This window comes from Klebsiella sp. GFKo11 (assembly GCF_056490265.1).
The window spans coordinates 3,828,355-3,847,244 of sequence record NZ_CM151369.1; the positions used below are offsets into that span (position 1 = coordinate 3,828,355).

Consider the following 18,890-nt stretch of genomic DNA (forward strand, 5'->3'; position numbering starts at 1 on the left):
AATAGCGCTTACATCGCATTTAATAGCGTCTCTTCCATCAGTTGCCCCAGCAGCGCCCTTGCTCCATGAATGGCATCGTTTCCCGGCCCCTGCTCCAGGGTAATCCCCAGATTCCCCGGCGATGGCAGCATACTTCCCGCCACACGCAAGTTGCCGGGCATTCCGATACGGGTACGCACGGTAATGCCAAGCCCCGCCTGCAAGGCTGCCCAAATACCGCTCAGGCTGTGGCTGACAAACACCACTTGCCAGGCGATGTTGGCACGGTCGAGACAATCAATGGCACGGGAACGCATCAGGCACGGGCTTTCCAGCATCACCAGCGGCAACGGCTTGCCCTGCGCCAGCAGCGTGCCGATGTCCAGTTGCGGGTGCGTTATCCACTCCAGCGGACACTGAGCAATCAACTTGCCGTCACGTTGTGCGCTCTCCGGCTGCCAGAGCAACGCCATATCAAGCACGTTGTTATTGAGCGCCTCGAGCAGCGCCCGGTTGCGATCAACGCGGGCAATCATTCGCACCCCCGGATGGTGGCGCTTGAACTCGCCAAGTATTCTGGGCATAAGCGATTCGCCAAAATCTTCCTGCATACCAATACGTATTTCACCCTGTAACAGTTCGCCATTCAGGGCCCGCAGCGCTTCATCATTTAGCACCAGCAGACGACGGGCATACCCCATGATTATCTCGCCATGATGGGTCAGCTCCAGGTGGCGACCTTTCTTTACCACCAGTTCGGTGCCGCACTGTTGCTCCAGTTTTTTCAGCTGTGCACTGACCGCCGAGGTTGAACGGCAGAGGCGATTTGCTGCCTGCGCAAAGCTGCCGCACTCAATGCCAGTTACAAAACTGCGCAGTGCGTCGAGGTCGAGCGTAAGAGGAAGCTTATTCATTATCGTCCTGAAATACGGGATAGATAGTCGCGGATAATTCAATTTTCAGGATCGAAATATCGCGCCAGAATGACTTCACTGTCAATACGGAGAGAGAACGATGACGAAATCCCTTGATCGTGAAACCCTGGCCCGCGTCGCACCAAAGCTGGCTGAATTGAGCCGGGATGTACTTTTTAATGATATCTGGAAACGAGAACCGCTTTCCCCACGCGAGCGCAGCTTAGTGACGCTGGGAGCCCTGACCGCACTTGGCCGCGTTCATCAGTTACCCTGGCATATCCGCTTCGCCCAGCAAAATGGCGTGACCCGTGAAGAAATCGTTGAGGTTTTCACCCATCTGGCATTCTACGCGGGCTGGCCTGCAGCGGTTTCCGCCTTTGAATGCCTGGAAGAGGATTAACGAGATGCCTTTCACTCGTATCACTCTGAATCAGGGTTATAGCGACGCGCAAATAACGCAGATTTCCGACATTCTGCAACAAAGCCTTGAGAGAGAATTTGCCGTTCCGCCTCATGATCGCTTTCAGGTTTTCGAAAGGCTACCTGCGAACCTGCATGTGTTCGACCGCCAATATAAAAGCGGTGGCCGCAGCGACAATTTCATTCAGTTCCATATCACGGCAGGTAAACCTCGCGCATTCGAGCAGAAGAAAAACCTCTGCCGCACGCTATGTGAGCAGCTGCATACGGCGCTGGGTATTAATCCGGATGATGTCATGGTGATCATTCAGTTCAATACCGCCGATGAGTGGAGTTTCAGCAATGGACTGATGCTCTCTGAAGAGGGGTTATGATTGTAACGTGCCAGGGATATCAGTCGCTGGCAGTTTTTGCGCGCCGAATGCAGGTCAGGTTGAGCTTCTGCTCACTGCTCAAGTGCAATAATTGCCAACTCAGCGACTTTTAATGTTGTCGATACATCGCCGTTACTTTCGAGGGACCATGCTGCTGATAGCCCGCACCATGAAATGATCCATTTGAGAAGGCGCTCTCTGTCCAGGCCCGCCGTCTCGGTAACGATACTTGGTCGTTGTTTAAATATCTCCGGAACAGTCGCTACACGCGGCACTGGATTATCAAGATCCGGATTAGTGAAAATATTGGCAAAGTCGAACCCTCGTTCACCTATGAGCCCTTTTGGATCGATGGCCAACCAGCCAGACGTCTCAAAATCAAGCACATTACCGTGGTGTAAGTCACCATGTAACACAACGATATCGCGTGGAGACGAAAGCAATTCTTCTGAGGTCTCCGCACAAATTGTCAGGGTGCCACCATATTTCAGAGCTGCTGGTTTTAGTGCAGAAAACCACTCATGCAGAGTTGTTAACCGGGGCAAGGGTCTCGTGGAGGGGCGATGAAGCCTGTTAGCCGTGGCGCACAAAATGCGACAGGCTTCATTATCCTGACCTTTTCTCGACATCGTTGCCAGTGACGCAGAGCCTGTCGCCCGGGCGAGTAGAATTGCTTCGTTTTCATGCGCAATAACCTTTGCTGCACCGTTACCTTCCCACCATGTCATGAGTGCGTTCCCGGTTTGCTCATCCGCATCATCAGTCACTTTCAGCATGGCCTTAATACCATGTGCTGCTGTTTTAACCGGGAGTAGCTTTGAGGTATGCGTGATAAATGGGTTGCCGTCCGCGATGAGATCCCAACGACTCAACCAGAAACTTAACTTGTCTGTATCCATCACGCTTCCTTTAAAATTCTTATTGTCATTTTCTAGCCCCTCACTGCGCCGTCCGGGCACATTCAGGCCCTCATCTCAGCGAGGGCCTGCATTAGCTGCAATCTGCTGCGGAATACCTTGTCAGGGGATAATACACGCGGATCTCAATTGCGCGAACAGGCTGAAAAACATGTCGTCGGTTGCCTGCATGCGAGTAAAGCCTGCCCGACGCAATTTGCTACCGTCACCAAACATGTCGTAATTCCAGCTAAACACAAAATCGGCAAACTTCCCGTCGTTTAGCTGCAAGATGTCCGCTTCCACCAGCCTGCTCCCGGCAAGTTCGTGCCATTGTGCGCGATAGTCCTTAAATAACTGGTGAAATGACAGTCTGACCGGCGGGGCGCATTCCAGCTCAAACCAGCGCGCGATATGCGGCCACAACTCGCTCCAACGCCAGACGTCACCGTTATTCACGTTAAATGCCTGATTCTCTGCCATCGGCGAGGTTGCTGCCCACAGCGTCGCCTCCGCCAACAATCCGGCATCAGTATGATCAACGATGCTGTGCCAGGTTTGTTCCGATCCGGGAAAGCGCAAAGGTAAATTCTGCGCCTTACACAAAGACGCATACAGTGCGATGCTCAAAGCGAGGTTCATAACATTACCGGGCACTGCGCTACCCACCACGCCCGGCCTGATGGCATTCCAGTGCCACGTTTTTCCATGCTGAAAATCGCTAAGCCATGCGTGTTGAGCTGCGTTAAATTCCGCGCCGGGTACGCCAGGATCGCTTTCGCGTGCAGGGGTTTTGAATGGCCCAAGATGCGCGCCGTAGACTTTGTAGCCCTGCATCAGGCTTACGGTCTGTAGCGGGGCCGTTTTCTCAATGTTACTCACCAGGTTACGCAGCATGGTGACATTCGGTTCAACCATTTCTGTCCAGTTCGCGGCGTTCATCCAGGCGCTGTAAAAAATATGGGTGATGCCGCAGAGGGATTGTAGTCTCTGGGCGCTATGCTGTGCATCCAATAAGTCGACGTTGATTATCGGAATGCCATCAGGGTGGGATGACGCCTGGCGGCTCAAGCCGATAACCTCCCACTTATTGTGCAGCAGCGTTTTGACAAGTTGCCTACCCACAATCCCGTTGGCGCCGGCAACCAGCGCGACCTTTTGTTGCTGCATCTTATTCATGGTGTTTCTCCAGAGAAGGTGACAGATACAGTGTGATATATTATTTTTTTCACACATATCCCATGAAACTGATGACACTTATAAGAAAAATCATTAAATGAACAATAAGCTCAATGCGATTGCCACCTTCTTGCGCGTGGCTGAAGCAGGCTCCTTTTCTGCGGCCGCCCGACAGAGCGGTATCAAACAATCGGCGGTCAGCCAGCAGATTGCCGCGCTTGAGGAGGAGCTCGGCGTGGTATTACTGCATCGAACAACGCGAGTAATGGCGCTGACTGAACAGGGAGAAATCTATCGACGTGATATGCAGCTTTTGTTGGAGGCCATGCGGGAAGCCGAGAGGCGACTGAACCCTGACCATCTATGGCAAGGCAAGGTACATATGCAGTTGCCGAGCGGTCTGGGCCAGATCTTTTTGCCACATCTGCTGGCGCTTCAGACCACGAATCCAGAGCTGCATCTTACGCTTTCACTTGATGACCGCGTTGCTGACCTTGTGACTGAAGGGGTTGATGTCGCGCTGCGCCTCAGCAGTGAGCCCCCGCAGACACACGCAGCGCGCGTGCTGGCGCGCATTGAAACGGCGCTTTTTGCTGCCCCCGGCTTTAAACCCGTGGATGCTGTGAGCAAGTTGACTGGACTTCCTTATGTACGGTTCAGCGGCATCGCACAGGAAGCACCGCTACGCTTAATTTCTGCTGATGAGACTATCGATGTGAAGGTCAATACCGTTTTTCGTGCCAATACCAGTGAAGCGCTGTTACAGGCACTGGAGTCAGGCATCGGTATCGGCGGCATGCAGCGACCGCTCGCGGCCAGGGCTTTGCGGTCGGGTACGTTGGTTCCTGTATTACCCGCCTGGCGGTTACCTGACCGTTTCCTCTATGCCGTCTATCCCGATGCCCGCTTTATCCCCCAGAGAGTCAGAAGCATTATTAGTGCGATCGAACAATTACTGCCTGAGATAACCGGGAATATCTGAAACATTTATCATGCGGCTACCGCTGTGAAAGAAAACTCTGTGAATATTCAGGGAGCGGAAAAAGGAGAAAACAGATCAAGCTGGTAAACCGCCACCATCGCTGAGATATTCAATATCACGCTGATGATAAAGTAGGTTTTAAATGGCTGCTTTTGCGTTTTATGGCGAAAGAGTTGTTGACCCACTATCGCGCCAGGCCACCCTCCCACAACCCCAAATACCAGCAAGGTGAGTTCCGGCACTCTGCGCCAGGCCTTGCGTGCCGCCATTTTATCCACGCCGTAAACAACCAGCGTCAGGATGTTGACGAGCAGAAGCCATATGGCACAGGAATGCGGGGTAAATAGGCTTCCAACCGCCGCGATGGACAGGAGCAAATAACAAAAACGATTGAGATTCATATCAGTAGCCACGGCAGTTATCAGAAAGTCCTGGAATCGAATTATACTCAATATAGATCGCTAAAAGAAACTTCTGCTATGAATCAGAAATAGAGAGCTATTGAGAAAATTTCATGGTCCTCAAGGGCTTGGTGACAGTATAGCTTTGTCTGTTATGAGCAAAGAAAGTACACTATTCATGAAAAGATACTTCTGGGAACCAGACTCAGAAATTCGGCCTCCCCTTTAAGAACATATTTTTGGCAACTGACCAACTAAACCTGCCACACTATGCTGTAACTCAATTAGGATTGTCGCAAATCGCTATCCCCTTCAGGATTTTTGTCATTACCGATGAACAGTCTCAATTATTGCCTGTTTAATCATTTTTTGCTTTGCTCACTCTTGATAGGATTGGCTTGATTTTTTACTTATGGGAATAGGGATATGAAAAAAATAGTTTTGGCACTCGCCGTTATTGGTCTTACCGGATGCGCAAGACCATATGGCCCGGCAGAAAAAATACTAAACCAGGAAGTCGTAAAGCCGAATAGCGCTCATCCGCAAACAAAAGTGACAATAACAAGAAATAAACAATTTATTGCCAGCGCTAGCGGCGGTACATGTAAGTTTTTAATCTCTATTGATGGTAAAGATGTCGCGCTCTTGCGCCAAAACCAGTTCGTGAGCGCATATCTTAATAATGGGCCGCATAAATTAAAAGTGAGTAATGAGTGCACTACGCTGAGTATGGGAATGCGTAAAACACTGGATATTGTTGCCGATGGAACGCCTCAGGAGTATGTAACAGAGCAGGGAGCATGGGGACAATATCGAATGTGGCAAACTAAATAGCAAGAAACTGACGTGAAGGCCGCAGGTTGCTCAGCCTTTTTATTACTGATACAAAACGGGAGCCCGTCGGCTCCCGTTCTTGTTTAACCCAAGGTCTGGATTACATATTCGCGATGATCGCGTCGCCAAACTCTGAACATTTCAGCAGCTTAGCGCCTTCCATCAGACGTTCAAAGTCATAGGTCACGGTCTTGGCAGCGATTGCGCCTTCAGTGCCTTTAACGATTAAGTCTGCAGCTTCGAACCACTGCATGTGGCGCAGCATCATCTCAGCGGACAGAATAATAGAACCTGGGTTCACTTTATCCTGGCCTGCATATTTCGGTGCAGTACCGTGGGTCGCTTCGAACAGTGCACACTCGTCGCCAATGTTCGCGCCCGGAGCGATACCGATACCGCCAACCTGCGCCGCCAGGGCGTCAGAGATGTAGTCACCGTTCAGGTTCATACACGCGATAACGTCGTATTCCGCCGGACGCAGCAGGATCTGCTGCAGGAAGGCGTCGGCGATCACGTCTTTAACTACGATCTCTTTCCCGGTGTTCGGGTTTTTGATCTTCAGCCACGGGCCGCCGTCAATCAGTTCACCGCCGAACTCTTCGCGTGCCAGCTGGTAGCCCCAGTCTTTAAACGCGCCTTCGGTGAATTTCATGATGTTGCCCTTGTGCACCAGGGTCAGCGAGTCGCGATCGTTAGTGATAGCGTATTCGAGAGCGGCGCGAACCAGGCGTTTGGTGCCTTCTTCAGAGCATGGCTTGATACCAATACCGCAATGTTCCGGGAAGCGAATTTTCTTCACGCCCATTTCATCACGCAGGAATTTGATCACTTTATCGGCTTCTGCTGAGTCAGCTTTCCACTCGATACCTGCATAGATGTCTTCTGAGTTTTCGCGGAAGATAACCATGTCGGTCAGTTCAGGATGTTTAACCGGGCTCGGCGTACCCTGGTAGTAACGTACCGGGCGCAGGCAAACGTAGAGGTCCAGTTCCTGACGCAAAGCAACGTTCAGAGAACGAATACCGCCGCCAACTGGCGTGGTCAGAGGGCCTTTGATAGCAACACGATAATCACGAATCAGATCAAGAGTTTCGGCAGGCAGCCAGACATCCTGGCCATAAACCTGGGTCGATTTTTCGCCAGTGTAAACTTCCATCCAGGAAATTTTACGCTCGCCCTTATAGGCTTTCTCAACGGCAGCATCAACCACTTTCAGCATTGCTGGGGTTACGTCAACACCGATACCATCGCCTTCGATGAACGGGATAATCGGGTTATGAGGGACGTTCAGTTTGCCGTTTTGCAGGGTGATTTTTTGACCTTCCGCCGGAACTACTACTTTGCTTTCCATTAACCTCTCCTTCGAGCGCTTCTGGTTCTGCTCTTCCCTCTTCACGCTAGCCGGGCGTTGGCTTTAATCGCCCACTCCCGTCATCGGAATATCCCGCTAACCGGAGATTTCGCGTCCGTGTCGCCTTCCTGTAATGCGAATCGGTTTGAGCAACCTTTTTGTTAATAAGTTGTAATGAGCATGTCAATACTACCTGAATGTTTGCGTCCATGAAAGGCATTCGTAATTAGGCTATAATGCGGCAATTGATAGAGTCTGAAAATACCATGCAAAAAACTTCATTTAGAAAACATCGCGTTGAGCGATTCAGCAAGCAACAAGTCACCAGACAACGTAAAGAACACCAACCAAAAACTGTGATCTTGTTCAATAAACCATATGATGTGTTGCCACAATTTACCGATGAATCCGGGCGCAGCACGCTAAAAGATTTTATTCCGGTTGCTGGAGTCTATGCTGCTGGTCGGCTGGACCGGGATAGCGAAGGCCTGCTGGTACTGACCAACGACGGCGCGCTACAGGCGGCGCTGACTCAGCCAGGCAAACGCACCGGCAAGATATATTATGTTCAGATTGAAGGTGAGCCGACGCAGGAGGCACTGGTCGCCCTGCGAGACGGCGTCACATTAAATGATGGCCCGACCCTGCCCGCCGGCGTTGAGCTGGTTGCGGAACCCGCGTGGCTATGGCCACGAAATCCACCAATCCGCGAGCGCAAGTCGATCCCCACCAGTTGGCTAAAAATCACGCTTTATGAGGGGCGCAACCGGCAGGTTCGCAGAATGACCGCACACGTCGGCTATCCCACGCTGCGCTTGATTCGTTATGCGATGGGCGGCTATACGCTGGATGGACTGACCAACGGCGAATGGCGAAAGGTCGAATAATTCAATCCAAAAGCAGCATAAGGTCATTTCAGGGAAGAAAAATATGCGTTTAGCCCTTCTTGGTACATTGAGTCTCTGCTGCATCTCATCACTTTGTTTTGCAGAGGATAATTGCGACGCCCTTGCCGGTATCGCCGCCGGAGAGGCCAATTACCTCTATGATTCAGCCCAGGTAAAAACCGGGGGGCGACTGCATTTCTACTCGGCTCCCGCAGCCAAATGTTCGCTCCCGGAGTTTCTGATTGCTGGCGACAACGTCGAGATACTCCGCAGTATTGCGCTGGGTGACTCTGCGGATCAGCAGTATCGATACGTACGTTTTCGCGATGCCAAAGGACAATTCGCCATCGGCTGGGTAAATGCTGCCGGATTGGCACCGGAGAATAATCCCCTACCCGTCAGCAGCCAGTGTCAGAAATGGGCAAAAAAAGCGATGCGACAGCGCGAAAGTCTCGCTCCGGCTCAGGATAACCACTATCAAATACAAGGCTCCGGCCGGGCGTGGTTCTACTCCGTGCCGAACGAACAGTGTCGCAGCAGCAGCGTTTTCCTCCTGCCCGGGGATACTGTTTCCGTCCAGGAACAATCCAACGATGATTTTATCGAGGCCGTTTATTACACCGCCGATCGCCATATCGTGCGCGGCTGGTTGAAAAAATCCCGGCTCACGCCCCTAAACCGTGGCGATAGCTACCGTGAGGATATCAATCCTTTATCAACCGACAAAGCATCGCGCCTGGTAACGCTTAATTTACGTCACGACTATAGCTGTATATTTTATGAAAGCTGGAATGCGGAAAAAGAGATTCAAATGATGGTGCGTGAAGATCACCAGTCCCCGCAGTGTCGCGGCGCAGGCGACCCGGAAACATCGCCTGTTATCGCTTACATTAGCCTTAATAAACTCAGCGGCGAAATTCGCTGGCCGGATGTCGCAGAAGGGTTCGAACCATAATAAGGATGCAATATGTTTAAACCGCACGTCACCGTCGCCTGCGTAGTTCACGCGAAAGGCAAATTTTTGGTTGTTGAAGAAACGATCAATGGCAAAGCGTTATGGAACCAGCCTGCGGGGCATCTGGAGGCCGATGAAACGCTGGTGCAGGCCGCAGAACGCGAACTGTGGGAAGAGACCGGCATCCGCGCGACACCACAGCATTTTATCCGCATGCATCAGTGGATAGCCCCGGATCGCACGCCTTTTTTGCGTTTTTTGTTCGCCATTGAGCTTAACGATACGTGCGCCACTGAACCTCATGACAGCGATATTGACCGCTGCCTGTGGCTTAGTGCTGAGGAAATCCTTAACGCGGCAAACCTGCGTTCTCAATTAGTTGCCGAGAGCATCCGCAGCTATCAGCAAGATCCACGTTACCCTCTGTCGTTAATTGGCGAATTTAACTGGCCGTTCACAGGGGGTGCCTGAACGGTTGACGCGTGCTAGAATACGCCGCCTCGAAGTTCAATGTAGTGAGTATTCCAATGTCAGAAAGCCAGAAAAAAGTGATCGTCGGCATGTCCGGCGGGGTTGATTCCTCAGTTTCCGCTTACCTGCTTCTCCAGCAAGGTTATAAGGTGGAAGGCCTGTTCATGAAGAACTGGGAAGAAGACGACGGCGAGGAATATTGCACCGCAGCAGCAGATCTGGCGGACGCGCAAGCCGTCTGCGATAAGCTCGGCATTGAGCTTCACACCGTTAACTTTGCCGCAGAATATTGGGACAACGTGTTCGAACTGTTCCTTGAAGAATATAAAGCCGGACGCACGCCGAACCCGGATATTCTGTGTAACAAAGAAATTAAATTTAAAGCCTTCCTCGAATTTGCCGCTGAAGACCTCGGTGCTGACTACATCGCCACCGGTCACTACGTGCGCCGCGCCGATGTCAACGGTAAGAGTCAGCTGCTGCGCGGCCTCGACGGCAATAAAGACCAGAGCTACTTCCTTTATACTCTGGGTCACGAGCAGATTGCGCAAAGCCTGTTCCCGGTGGGTGAGCTGGAAAAACCACAGGTGCGCAAAATCGCTGAAGAGCTGGATTTAATCACAGCGAAGAAAAAAGACTCCACCGGCATCTGCTTTATCGGCGAACGTAAATTCCGCGAGTTCCTTGGCCGCTATCTGCCTGCTCAGCCGGGCAAAATCATCACCGTTGACGGTGATGAAGTCGGCGAGCATCAGGGTTTGATGTACCACACGCTTGGGCAACGTAAAGGCCTGGGTATTGGCGGCATCAAAGACGGTGGCGAAGACCCGTGGTACGTGGTCGATAAAGATGTCGAGAATAATATTCTTATCGTGGCCCAGGGCCACGAGCATCCGCGTCTGATGTCCGTTGGCCTGATTGCCCAACAGCTGCACTGGGTCGACCGCGAGCCGGTAACGGGCACCCTGCGCTGCACGGTAAAAACCCGCTATCGCCAGACCGATATCTCCTGCACCGTGAAGGCGCTGGATGACGAACGTATCGAAGTTATCTTTGACGAACCGGTCGCGGCCGTTACGCCTGGCCAGTCAGCGGTCTTCTACAGCGGCGAAATCTGCCTCGGTGGCGGTATTATTGAACAGCGCTTGCCGCTGCAGGCCTGACAGACGTTTTTGCCGCTGGATGTACCAATCGGGCGTCCGGCGGTTTACAAGGAGAATGTGTGGCGAAGAATTATTATGACATTACGCTGGCGCTGGCCGGAGTTTGCCAGGCCGCGCGTCTGGTTCAGGAACTGGCGCACCAGGGGCATTGCGATGGCGATGCCCTGCATGTGTCGCTGAACAGCATCATCGACCTCGACCCGGATTCGACTCTGGCGGTGTTCGGTGGCAGTGAAGCCAATCTTCGCCTCGGGCTGGAAACCCTCATCGGCGTGCTGAACACCAGCAGCCGTCAGGGGCTGAATGCCGAACTCACCCGCTATACTTTAAGCCTGATGGTGCTGGAGCGTAAGCTTGCTGCCAGCAAAGGGGCGATGAATACCCTCGGTGACCGCATTGGCGGCCTGCGCCGTCAGCTGGAACATTTCGATCTGCAATCTGAAACCCTGCTCAGCGCGATGGCGGGCATCTACGTTGATGTGATTAGCCCGCTGGGCCCGCGGATTCAGGTAACCGGCTCCCCTGCCGTGCTGCAAAGCCCACAGGTACAGGCCAAAGTTCGCTCCACCCTGCTGGCGGGCATTCGCGCTGCCGTGCTCTGGCATCAGGTAGGCGGCGGACGGCTGCAGCTTATGTTTTCTCGTAATCGTCTGGTTAACCAGGCAAAACAAATTCTTGCTCATTTAACCCCGGAGTTATGATCTATGGAATTATCCTCACTGACCGCCGTTTCCCCAGTCGACGGACGCTACGGCGATAAAGTCAGCGCGCTGCGCGGTATCTTCAGCGAATTCGGTTTGCTGAAATTCCGTGTTCAGGTAGAAGTTCGTTGGCTGCAAAAACTGGCCACGCACGCAGCGATCAAGGAAGTTCCTGCTTTTGCTGCCGACGCAATCGGTTACCTTGATAAAATTGTCGCCGATTTCAGCGTAGAAGATGCAGAGCGCATCAAAACTATCGAGCGCACCACCAACCACGACGTTAAAGCGGTTGAGTATTTCCTCAAGGAAAAGGTTGCTGATGTGGCCGAGCTGCACGCAGTCTCCGAGTTTATCCACTTCGCCTGCACCTCTGAGGACATCAACAATCTGTCCCACGCGCTGATGCTGAAAACCGCGCGCGACGAAGTGATCCTGCCCTACTGGCGTAAGCTTATCGACGCGGTTAAAGACCTCGCGGTACAGTATCGCGATATCCCGCTGCTCTCCCGTACCCACGGTCAGCCGGCCACGCCGTCCACCATGGGTAAAGAGATGGCAAACGTCGCTTACCGTATGGAACGCCAGTATCGTCAGCTAAACCAGGTTGAAATCCTCGGTAAAATCAACGGCGCGGTCGGTAACTACAACGCCCACATTGTCGCCTACCCCGAAGTGGACTGGCACCAGTTCAGCGAAGAGTTTGTGACCTCGTTGGGCATCCAGTGGAACCCGTATACCACCCAGATTGAGCCACATGACTACATCGCCGAACTGTTCGACTGCATGGCACGCTTCAACACCATCCTGATCGATTTCGATCGCGACGTGTGGGGCTATATCGCGCTCAACCATTTCAAGCAGAAAACCATTGCTGGCGAAATCGGCTCTTCAACCATGCCGCATAAAGTGAACCCGATTGACTTCGAGAACTCTGAAGGCAACCTCGGTCTGGCTAATGCGATGATGCAGCACCTGGCGAGCAAGCTACCGGTTTCCCGCTGGCAGCGCGACCTGACCGACTCCACCGTGTTGCGTAACCTCGGCGTGGGTATCGGCTACGCGCTGATCGCCTATCAGTCCACCTTAAAAGGCGTGAGCAAGCTGGAGCTGAATCAGGACCGTCTTCTGGACGAGCTGGATCACAACTGGGAAGTTCTGGCCGAACCGATTCAGACCGTGATGCGTCGCTACGGCATCGAGAAGCCGTACGAGAAGCTGAAAGAACTGACCCGCGGCAAGCGCGTTGACGCTGAAGGCATGCAGCAGTTCATCGACAGCCTGGCGCTGCCGGAAGATGAGAAAGTTCGCCTGAAAGCGATGACTCCGGCCAACTATATCGGCCGCGCGACCACCATGGTTGACGAACTGAAATAAGCCCTCCGCCCCTCTTTCCTGCAGGAAAGAGGGGGATTTTCGCCCCGTCATTTGCCTGCCATCTGGCCCCGGGTTGCAAACCAGAATACCAGCGCCAACAGGCTGACCAACGCCCCCAGCAGGCAAACACCCTGCCATCCTCCGTTTGCATACACCGCAGTTGTACTTATAGCCCCCAGACCACTGCCAACGGCATAAAACAGCATATAGAGTCCGACCAACCTGCTGTGCGCCTCGGGACGAGTGCGGAAAATCATACTCTGGTTAGTGACATGCAGCGCCTGGCCCCCGAGATCCAACAGCACAATGCCCATTAACAACGCCGCCGGTGACCACACCATCAGCGATAACGGCCACCAGGCGAGGAGCAGAATCACCAAAGCCGCAGCACTGGTACGCTGGCCATATCCCCTGTCGGCCCATTTCCCGGCACGGCCCGCCGCCAGCGCCCCAATAACCCCCACCAGGCCTAACGCGCCAATCTCGGTGTGGGAAAAGCTAAAAGGCGGTGCGCTTAGCGGTAGCACCAACGCACACCAAAAAATATTAAACGCAGCGAACATCAGCAACGCCAGCACACCGCGAATCTGAAGCACTCTTTCCTCGCGCAGCAGCCTCAACATTGATGTAAGCAGTTGCGGGTAGCTCAGGGTATTTGGCACCGCCGTTAATACCGGCAACCGACGCCATAACGGCAGTGCGATGCTCAGCATCAGCAAAGCGGCAAAAATGTAAACTCCGCGCCAGCCGAGCAGATCGCTGATGCCTCCGGAAAATACCCGCGCCATCAGCAGTCCGATAAACACTCCGCTTTGCGCGGCACCGACAACGCGCCCCTGCTCATGGGGCAAAGCGGCGCTGGCTGCGTAGGCAATTAATCCCTGAGTCATCGCGGTCCCCAAAAGGCCAACGGCAAGCATGCTGCCCAACAACATCAGGGCAGAAGATGCCATGCTTACCGCAGCAAGCGCGGCAATCAGTAGTATCAATTGTATCGCCATCAGGCGGCGGCGATCCACCCGGTCACCAAGCGGCACCAGCAATAACAACGCCAGCGCGCAGCCAATCTGGGTCGCCGTAATCACACCCCCGACGGCAGCATGGCTAATAGCAAAATTTCGTGCTAACGCGTCGAGCAACGGTTGCGCGTAATACACATTTGCCACACTCAAGCCGCTGGCGATGGCAAATAACCAGACCAGACTGCGTGGCATCACTGCAACCGGGTCCATTGATGATGGCGATACTAATGACGCTTTCATGATTCCAACCTTACCATTCTGGTTTCAAAACAAAACCAGTTGAAGGCTAGATGATGTAGTTTTAAAATGCAACCAGATTAGCCAAATGTCAGGAGAGCGAATGTCGTCGCGTGAAAAGTTGGGAAATGAGACCTGCCCCGTGGCGCGCAGTGTGGATATTATCGGTGACCGCTGGTCGTTGATGATTGTTCGCGACGCCTTTGATGGCATGCGCCGCTTCAGCGATTTCCAGCGCAGCCTCGGAATGGCCCGTAATATTCTCTCCGATCGTCTGCACAAGCTGATGGATGCGGGTATTCTGACCACTCAGGCTGCTTCAGATGGTACGGCCTATCAAGAATACGTACTGACGGAAAAAGGAGAGCGCCTGTTCCCCATCGTCGTCGCGTTACGCCAGTGGGGAGAACAATATCTCTTCGCCGACAGCGAGCGTCATTCAGTCCTGATCGATAAACGGACGCAGCACGCGCTCCCTCTGATGATGCCGGTCGCCCAGGATGGAATGCCGCTAACGCCTCATGAAACAGAGGTGCAAAAAATTAAATAAAACTCGTTATTTAACAGCTGTTTATATTAAAGGTGTATAATTAGAGCTAAACTATTCAAATCATAAATAAAATGGAGAACTGGCATGCGCGTACTCGTGGTTGAGGACAACGCTCTGCTGCGCCATCACCTGAAAGTTCAGTTGCAGGAATTGGGCCATCAGGTAGATGCGGCAGAAGATGCGAAGGAAGCAGATTACTATCTGGGTGAACACGTTCCGGACATCGCTATTGTTGATCTTGGCCTGCCGGATGAAGACGGTCTGTCGCTCATTCGCCGCTGGCGCGGTCACGACGTCTCGGTGCCGATTCTGGTGCTCACCGCGCGTGAAGGGTGGCAGGACAAGGTCGAAGTTCTCAGCGCCGGGGCCGATGACTACGTCACCAAACCGTTTCATATCGAAGAGGTCGCCGCCCGCATGCAGGCTCTGCTGCGGCGTAACAGCGGCCTGGCCTCACAGGTTATCTCCATCCCGCCTTTCCAGGTTGATTTGTCGCGCCGTGAACTGTCGGTCAACGACCAGCCGATCAAACTTACCGCTTTCGAATACACCATTATGGAAACGCTGATCCGTAACCGGGGCAAAGTGGTCAGTAAAGACTCGCTGATGCTGCAACTCTATCCCGACGCCGAACTGCGCGAAAGCCACACCATTGATGTACTTATGGGAAGACTGCGCAAGAAAATCCAGGCCGAGCATCCGCAGGATGTGATTACGACGGTCCGCGGCCAGGGCTATCTGTTCGAACTTCGCGGATGAAAGGCGTGCTACGGCATATTCTGCCGCTGTCGCTTCGCGTCCGCTTTCTGCTGGCGACAGCCGCTGTGGTGCTGGTGCTGTCGCTGTCTTACGGAATGGTGGCGCTGGTCGGCTATAGCGTAAGCTTCGATAAAACCACTTTTCGCCTGCTACGTGGCGAGAGTAACCTGTTCTATATGCTGGCAAAGTGGGAAAACAACACAATTGAGGTCGATATTCCCGAAAACCTCAATATGCAAAGCCCCACAGTGACGCTGATTTACGACGCCAACGGCAAACTCTTATGGGCACAGCACGACGTGCCGTGGCTCACCAAACGCATTCAGCCGGAGTGGCTGAAAAACAACGGTTTTCATGAGATTGAGGCCGATGTCGACAGCAGTAGCATGCTGCAACACAATAACCTGGAAGTGCAGCAACAGCTGGACGCTATCCGTGAAGAGGATGACGACTCCGAGATGACCCACTCGGTGGCGATCAATCTTTACCCCGCCACCAGCACGATGCCGCAGTTGAGTATCGTGGTCGTCGATACCATTCCGGTGGAACTTAAGCGTTCCTATATGGTGTGGAGCTGGTTTATCTACGTGCTGGCGGCCAACCTGCTGCTGGTGATCCCGTTACTATGGGTAGCAGCATGGTGGAGCCTGCGACCTATCGAGTCGCTGGCAAAAGAGGTGCGTGAACTGGAAGAGCATCACCGTGAGATGCTCAACCCGAACACCACTCGCGAGCTCACCCGGCTGGTCAGTAACCTCAACCGCCTGCTGAAAAGTGAACGCGAGCGCTACGACAAATACCGCACCACCCTGACCGACCTGACCCATAGCCTGAAAACGCCGCTGGCGGTGATGCAAAGCACCCTGCGCTCGATGCGCGGCGGGAAGCTCAACGTCAATGAAGCCGAACCGGTGATGCTGGAACAAATTAGTCGTATCTCGCAGCAGATTGGTTACTATCTCCATCGCGCCAGCATGCGCAGCGGCGGTTCTCTCCTCAGTCGCGAACTTCACCCAATCGCCCCACTGCTTGATAGCCTGACCTCGGCGCTAAACAAGGTCTATCAGCGTAAAGGCGTGAATATCACCCTCGATATTTCACCGGAAATCAGCTTCGTCGGCGAACAGAATGATTTTATGGAAGTCATGGGCAACGTGCTCGACAACGCCTGCAAGTATTGCCTGGAGTTTGTGGAAGTCTCCGTGCGTCAGTCCAACGACAACCACCTGCATATTCTGGTTGAAGATGATGGTCCAGGGATCCCCCAGAGCCTGCGTAACGCGGTGTTCGATCGCGGTCAGCGCGCCGATACCCTGCGCCCCGGACAAGGCGTAGGCCTCGCCGTCGCCCGCGATATTGTTGAACAGTATGATGGCCGCATCCTGACCGAGGACAGCTTACTCGGCGGAGCCTGCATGGAAGTCATTTTTGGTCACCAGCTCCCTGACGATAAAGAAAGCTAAAACAATCAGTTTTTTAACGGCGCCTGCATCATGCAGGTGCCGCATCCGTTATAATCCCTAACAAACACCTGCTGTGGAATATAATTATGGATTATCAATTAACGCTGAACTGGCCCGACTTTATCGAGCGCTACTGGCAAAAACGCCCGGTAGTACTGAAACGTGGCTTTGCTAATTTCGTCGATCCTTTAAGCCCGGATGAGCTGGCTGGGCTGGCCATGGAGAGCGAAGTCGACAGCCGCCTGGTTAGCCACCAGGACGGCAAATGGCAGGTCAGCCACGGTCCGTTTGAGAGCTACGATCACCTGAGCGAGAATAACTGGTCGCTGTTGGTACAGGCGGTAAACAACTGGCACGAGCCATCAGCGGCGCTGATGGCTCCGTTCCGCGCCCTGCCCGACTGGCGCATCGACGATCTCATGATCTCATTTTCCGTCCCTGGCGGCGGCGTCGGTCCCCATCTCGATCAATACGACGTATTTATCATTCAGGGCACCGGTCGTCGCCGCTGGCGTGTGGGCGAAAAGGTGCCGATGAAGCAGCACTGCCCGCACCCGGATCTGCTGCAGGTTGATCCGTTTGACGCGATTATTGATGAAGAGATGGAGCCAGGCGATATTCTCTATATTCCACCGGGATTCCCGCATGAGGGTTATTCGCTGGAAAACTCGCTGAACTATTCCGTTGGCTATCGCGCCCCTAACGCCCGCGAGCTGTTCAGCGGCTTTGCTGATTATGTTTTACAGCGCGAGTTAGGTAGCCAGCGTTACGCCGATCCGGACGTGCCGTCGCGGGATCATCCGGCGGATATTTTGCCTGCCGAGCTGGATCGCCTGCGCGAAATGATGCTCGGGCTGATTAACCAGCCGGAGCATTTTAAGCAGTGGTTTGGCGAGTTTATTACTCAGTCCCGTCACGAGCTGGACGTCGCGCCGCCGGAGCCGCCGTATCAGCCCGATGAGATTTACGACGCTCTGCAGCAGGGGGATAAGCTGGCGCGCCTCGGTGGCCTGCGCGTGCTGCGTATCGATGGCGAAGTGTTCGTCAACGGCGAACAAATTAACTCCCCGCACCGCCCGGCGCTGGATGCCATGGCAACGCACCTTTCGCTCAAGGCAGACCATTTCGGCGATGCGCTGGAAGACCCATCATTCCTCGCCCTGCTGGCGGCGCTGGTCAACAGCGGTTACTGGTTCTTCGAGGACTGATCCCCCAGTTTGCCCGGTGGCGGCTAACGCCTTACCGGGCCTACGGCCGAGCTCCGGATTTGCGTACCGACCCGTCTGTTTTGCCCGGTGGCGGCTAACGCCTTACCGGGCCTACGGGCCAAGCTCCGAATTTGCGTACCGAACCGTTTGTTTTGCCCGGTGGCGGCTAGCGCCTTACCGGGCCTACGGGCAGGGCTCCGGGTTTGCGTACCGAACGCGGAGCGGTAGGCCGGGTAAGGCGCTAGCCGCCACCCGGCGTTCTATCTGCGCTCTCCGGCGTCAAAATCGGCAACTTCCCCCGCCCAATCAGACGAATACAACCCCGCGCGAACATCACGATGAAAAGTTGAATACGGCCAATCAATAACTCTCTTCACATAACCATGCTTCACCGGGTTGATATAAACGTAATCTATATGCCGCTGGTAATCTTCTTCGTTGCGAATCGCATGCTCCCAAAAACGCGGCTGCCAGACTTGCTGCATCTCTAACTCACGGGTGAAGATTTTTTTGATATCCCGCCAGCGTCCCGAATAATCGGTATCGCCTTCCGGCAACGTCCAGATACAGTGCATATGCTCAGGTAAAATAACCAATGCATTAATCAGAAAGGGCTTTTTGCGTTTGATAAGCGCGGTGGTGGCACGCAGTTTTTCAATGTGCCGGGTCAGGAGATCGCTTTGGCGGTTTTGCAGATTTACCGTGAAGAACCAGGTACCGCCGGGGATATAACTACGGCGATAATTTGACATCAGAGGTTCCCTCCT

The 18,890-nt window shown here is 53.6% G+C and carries 21 protein-coding genes; 14 read left to right on the forward strand and 7 right to left on the reverse strand.

Going from position 1 to position 18,890, the window contains the following annotated elements; translation table 11 throughout:
* Positions 1-8: 8 nt before the first annotated feature.
* Complete coding sequence (locus AC07P6_RS18670; protein ID WP_478314138.1) at positions 9-893, reverse strand: LysR substrate-binding domain-containing protein; 885 nt, start codon at positions 891-893, stop codon at positions 9-11.
* Between the two features lie 100 nt (positions 894-993).
* Here AC07P6_RS18670 and AC07P6_RS18675 point away from each other — a divergent pair, with 100 nt between their 5' ends.
* Both AC07P6_RS18675 and AC07P6_RS18680 read left to right on the forward strand, forming a co-directional pair.
* Positions 994-1,296 (forward strand): carboxymuconolactone decarboxylase family protein, encoded by a 303-nt coding sequence (locus tag AC07P6_RS18675; RefSeq protein WP_434659187.1) that lies wholly within the window; start codon positions 994-996, stop codon positions 1,294-1,296.
* 4 nt (positions 1,297-1,300) lie between these two features.
* Complete coding sequence (locus tag AC07P6_RS18680; RefSeq protein ID WP_110273617.1) at positions 1,301-1,690, forward strand: tautomerase family protein; 390 nt, start codon at positions 1,301-1,303, stop codon at positions 1,688-1,690.
* Positions 1,691-1,761: 71 nt separating this feature from the next.
* On the opposite strand, the gene AC07P6_RS18685 is transcribed toward AC07P6_RS18680, so the two are convergent.
* Positions 1,762-2,589 (reverse strand): aminoglycoside phosphotransferase family protein, encoded by an 828-nt coding sequence (locus AC07P6_RS18685; RefSeq protein WP_478314141.1) that lies wholly within the window; start codon positions 2,587-2,589, stop codon positions 1,762-1,764.
* 120 nt (positions 2,590-2,709) lie between these two features.
* Positions 2,710-3,765, reverse strand: a complete 1,056-nt coding sequence (locus tag AC07P6_RS18690; protein WP_478314143.1) for an SDR family oxidoreductase — start codon at positions 3,763-3,765, stop codon at positions 2,710-2,712.
* A gap of 97 nt (positions 3,766-3,862) precedes the next feature.
* Here AC07P6_RS18690 and AC07P6_RS18695 point away from each other — a divergent pair, with 97 nt between their 5' ends.
* Complete coding sequence (locus tag AC07P6_RS18695; protein WP_182237975.1) at positions 3,863-4,747, forward strand: LysR family transcriptional regulator; 885 nt, start codon at positions 3,863-3,865, stop codon at positions 4,745-4,747.
* A 47-nt stretch (positions 4,748-4,794) separates the two neighbouring features.
* On the opposite strand, the gene AC07P6_RS18700 is transcribed toward AC07P6_RS18695, so the two are convergent.
* Positions 4,795-5,148 carry a DUF1294 domain-containing protein gene (locus AC07P6_RS18700; RefSeq protein ID WP_478314145.1) on the reverse strand — a complete coding sequence of 118 codons (354 nt, stop codon included), beginning with the start codon at positions 5,146-5,148 and terminating at the stop codon, positions 4,795-4,797.
* 426 nt (positions 5,149-5,574) lie between these two features.
* On the opposite strand from AC07P6_RS18700, the gene AC07P6_RS18705 reads away from it, so the two are divergent.
* Positions 5,575-5,982 carry a hypothetical protein gene (locus AC07P6_RS18705; RefSeq protein WP_182237971.1) on the forward strand — a complete coding sequence of 136 codons (408 nt, stop codon included), beginning with the start codon at positions 5,575-5,577 and terminating at the stop codon, positions 5,980-5,982.
* A 100-nt stretch (positions 5,983-6,082) separates the two neighbouring features.
* Here AC07P6_RS18705 and icd read toward each other — a convergent pair whose 3' ends face one another.
* On the reverse strand, positions 6,083-7,333 hold the full coding sequence (gene icd / locus AC07P6_RS18710; RefSeq protein ID WP_110273623.1) for an NADP-dependent isocitrate dehydrogenase: 1,251 nt from the start codon (positions 7,331-7,333) through the stop codon (positions 6,083-6,085).
* A 236-nt stretch (positions 7,334-7,569) separates the two neighbouring features.
* Between icd and rluE the strand changes: the two genes are divergently transcribed.
* Genes rluE through purB form a run of 6 tightly spaced genes read left to right on the forward strand, consistent with a single transcriptional unit; the run spans position 7,570 to position 12,884 of the window.
* Complete coding sequence (gene rluE, locus AC07P6_RS18715; protein WP_182237969.1) at positions 7,570-8,220, forward strand: 23S rRNA pseudouridine(2457) synthase RluE; 651 nt, start codon at positions 7,570-7,572, stop codon at positions 8,218-8,220.
* Positions 8,221-8,263: 43 nt separating this feature from the next.
* Positions 8,264-9,175 (forward strand): hypothetical protein, encoded by a 912-nt coding sequence (locus AC07P6_RS18720; protein WP_478314148.1) that lies wholly within the window; start codon positions 8,264-8,266, stop codon positions 9,173-9,175.
* 12 nt (positions 9,176-9,187) lie between these two features.
* Entirely contained in the window at positions 9,188-9,646 is a 459-nt protein-coding gene (locus tag AC07P6_RS18725; RefSeq protein WP_110273626.1) for an NUDIX hydrolase, read from the forward strand.
* Positions 9,647-9,702: 56 nt separating this feature from the next.
* Positions 9,703-10,809 carry a tRNA 2-thiouridine(34) synthase MnmA gene (mnmA, locus tag AC07P6_RS18730; RefSeq protein WP_478314150.1) on the forward strand — a complete coding sequence of 369 codons (1,107 nt, stop codon included), beginning with the start codon at positions 9,703-9,705 and terminating at the stop codon, positions 10,807-10,809.
* 59 nt (positions 10,810-10,868) lie between these two features.
* On the forward strand, positions 10,869-11,510 hold the full coding sequence (gene hflD / locus AC07P6_RS18735; protein ID WP_110273628.1) for a high frequency lysogenization protein HflD: 642 nt from the start codon (positions 10,869-10,871) through the stop codon (positions 11,508-11,510).
* 3 nt (positions 11,511-11,513) lie between these two features.
* On the forward strand, positions 11,514-12,884 hold the full coding sequence (gene purB, locus AC07P6_RS18740) for an adenylosuccinate lyase (protein WP_182237965.1): 1,371 nt from the start codon (positions 11,514-11,516) through the stop codon (positions 12,882-12,884).
* A 47-nt stretch (positions 12,885-12,931) separates the two neighbouring features.
* On the opposite strand, the gene AC07P6_RS18745 is transcribed toward purB, so the two are convergent.
* The gene (locus AC07P6_RS18745; RefSeq protein WP_478314153.1) at positions 12,932-14,146 is read right to left on the reverse strand and encodes an MFS transporter; all 1,215 of its coding nucleotides are present in this window, start codon (positions 14,144-14,146) and stop codon (positions 12,932-12,934) included.
* 100 nt (positions 14,147-14,246) lie between these two features.
* Between AC07P6_RS18745 and AC07P6_RS18750 the strand changes: the two genes are divergently transcribed.
* The 4 genes from AC07P6_RS18750 to AC07P6_RS18765 all read left to right on the forward strand — a co-directional run bounded on the left by AC07P6_RS18750 (position 14,247) and on the right by AC07P6_RS18765 (position 18,123).
* Complete coding sequence (locus AC07P6_RS18750) at positions 14,247-14,693, forward strand: winged helix-turn-helix transcriptional regulator (protein ID WP_478314155.1); 447 nt, start codon at positions 14,247-14,249, stop codon at positions 14,691-14,693.
* Positions 14,694-14,777: 84 nt separating this feature from the next.
* A complete protein-coding gene (gene phoP, locus AC07P6_RS18755) occupies positions 14,778-15,452 on the forward strand; it encodes a two-component system response regulator PhoP (protein WP_112216649.1) in 675 nt (224 codons plus the stop codon).
* Entirely contained in the window at positions 15,449-16,915 is a 1,467-nt protein-coding gene (gene phoQ, locus AC07P6_RS18760; protein ID WP_304258212.1) for a two-component system sensor histidine kinase PhoQ, read from the forward strand. The genes phoP and phoQ overlap by 4 nt, the downstream gene beginning before the upstream one ends.
* 86 nt (positions 16,916-17,001) lie before the next feature.
* Positions 17,002-18,123, forward strand: coding sequence for a ribosomal protein uL16 3-hydroxylase (locus tag AC07P6_RS18765; RefSeq protein ID WP_110273634.1), 1,122 nt, complete (start codon positions 17,002-17,004; stop codon positions 18,121-18,123).
* Positions 18,124-18,383: 260 nt separating this feature from the next.
* Here the strand turns inward: AC07P6_RS18765 and AC07P6_RS18770 are convergent, their stop codons facing one another.
* Entirely contained in the window at positions 18,384-18,875 is a 492-nt protein-coding gene (locus tag AC07P6_RS18770) for an REP-associated tyrosine transposase (RefSeq protein ID WP_478314158.1), read from the reverse strand.
* Between the last annotated feature and the right edge of the window lie 15 nt (positions 18,876-18,890).

What these genes read in the sequence shown, in the direction of transcription:
- purB (WP_182237965.1), top strand. Translation starts at nt 11,514, where the DNA reads ATGGAATTATCCTCACTGACCGCCGTTTCCCCAGTCGACGGACGCTAC.
- AC07P6_RS18725 (WP_110273626.1), top strand. Translation starts at nt 9,188, where the DNA reads ATGTTTAAACCGCACGTCACCGTCGCCTGCGTAGTTCACGCGAAAGGC.
- rluE (WP_182237969.1), top strand. Translation starts at nt 7,570, where the DNA reads ATGCGGCAATTGATAGAGTCTGAAAATACCATGCAAAAAACTTCATTT.
- AC07P6_RS18670 (WP_478314138.1), bottom strand. Translation starts at nt 893, where the DNA reads ATGAATAAGCTTCCTCTTACGCTCGACCTCGACGCACTGCGCAGTTTT.
- AC07P6_RS18695 (WP_182237975.1), top strand. Translation starts at nt 3,863, where the DNA reads ATGAACAATAAGCTCAATGCGATTGCCACCTTCTTGCGCGTGGCTGAA.
- AC07P6_RS18720 (WP_478314148.1), top strand. Translation starts at nt 8,264, where the DNA reads ATGCGTTTAGCCCTTCTTGGTACATTGAGTCTCTGCTGCATCTCATCA.
- AC07P6_RS18705 (WP_182237971.1), top strand. Translation starts at nt 5,575, where the DNA reads ATGAAAAAAATAGTTTTGGCACTCGCCGTTATTGGTCTTACCGGATGC.
- AC07P6_RS18675 (WP_434659187.1), top strand. Translation starts at nt 994, where the DNA reads ATGACGAAATCCCTTGATCGTGAAACCCTGGCCCGCGTCGCACCAAAG.
- AC07P6_RS18680 (WP_110273617.1), top strand. Translation starts at nt 1,301, where the DNA reads ATGCCTTTCACTCGTATCACTCTGAATCAGGGTTATAGCGACGCGCAA.
- phoP (WP_112216649.1), top strand. Translation starts at nt 14,778, where the DNA reads ATGCGCGTACTCGTGGTTGAGGACAACGCTCTGCTGCGCCATCACCTG.
- AC07P6_RS18690 (WP_478314143.1), bottom strand. Translation starts at nt 3,765, where the DNA reads ATGAATAAGATGCAGCAACAAAAGGTCGCGCTGGTTGCCGGCGCCAAC.
- phoQ (WP_304258212.1), top strand. Translation starts at nt 15,449, where the DNA reads ATGAAAGGCGTGCTACGGCATATTCTGCCGCTGTCGCTTCGCGTCCGC.
- mnmA (WP_478314150.1), top strand. Translation starts at nt 9,703, where the DNA reads ATGTCAGAAAGCCAGAAAAAAGTGATCGTCGGCATGTCCGGCGGGGTT.
- AC07P6_RS18745 (WP_478314153.1), bottom strand. Translation starts at nt 14,146, where the DNA reads ATGAAAGCGTCATTAGTATCGCCATCATCAATGGACCCGGTTGCAGTG.
- AC07P6_RS18770 (WP_478314158.1), bottom strand. Translation starts at nt 18,875, where the DNA reads ATGTCAAATTATCGCCGTAGTTATATCCCCGGCGGTACCTGGTTCTTC.
- AC07P6_RS18750 (WP_478314155.1), top strand. Translation starts at nt 14,247, where the DNA reads ATGTCGTCGCGTGAAAAGTTGGGAAATGAGACCTGCCCCGTGGCGCGC.
- AC07P6_RS18685 (WP_478314141.1), bottom strand. Translation starts at nt 2,589, where the DNA reads ATGGATACAGACAAGTTAAGTTTCTGGTTGAGTCGTTGGGATCTCATC.
- icd (WP_110273623.1), bottom strand. Translation starts at nt 7,333, where the DNA reads ATGGAAAGCAAAGTAGTAGTTCCGGCGGAAGGTCAAAAAATCACCCTG.
- AC07P6_RS18700 (WP_478314145.1), bottom strand. Translation starts at nt 5,148, where the DNA reads ATGAATCTCAATCGTTTTTGTTATTTGCTCCTGTCCATCGCGGCGGTT.
- AC07P6_RS18765 (WP_110273634.1), top strand. Translation starts at nt 17,002, where the DNA reads ATGGATTATCAATTAACGCTGAACTGGCCCGACTTTATCGAGCGCTAC.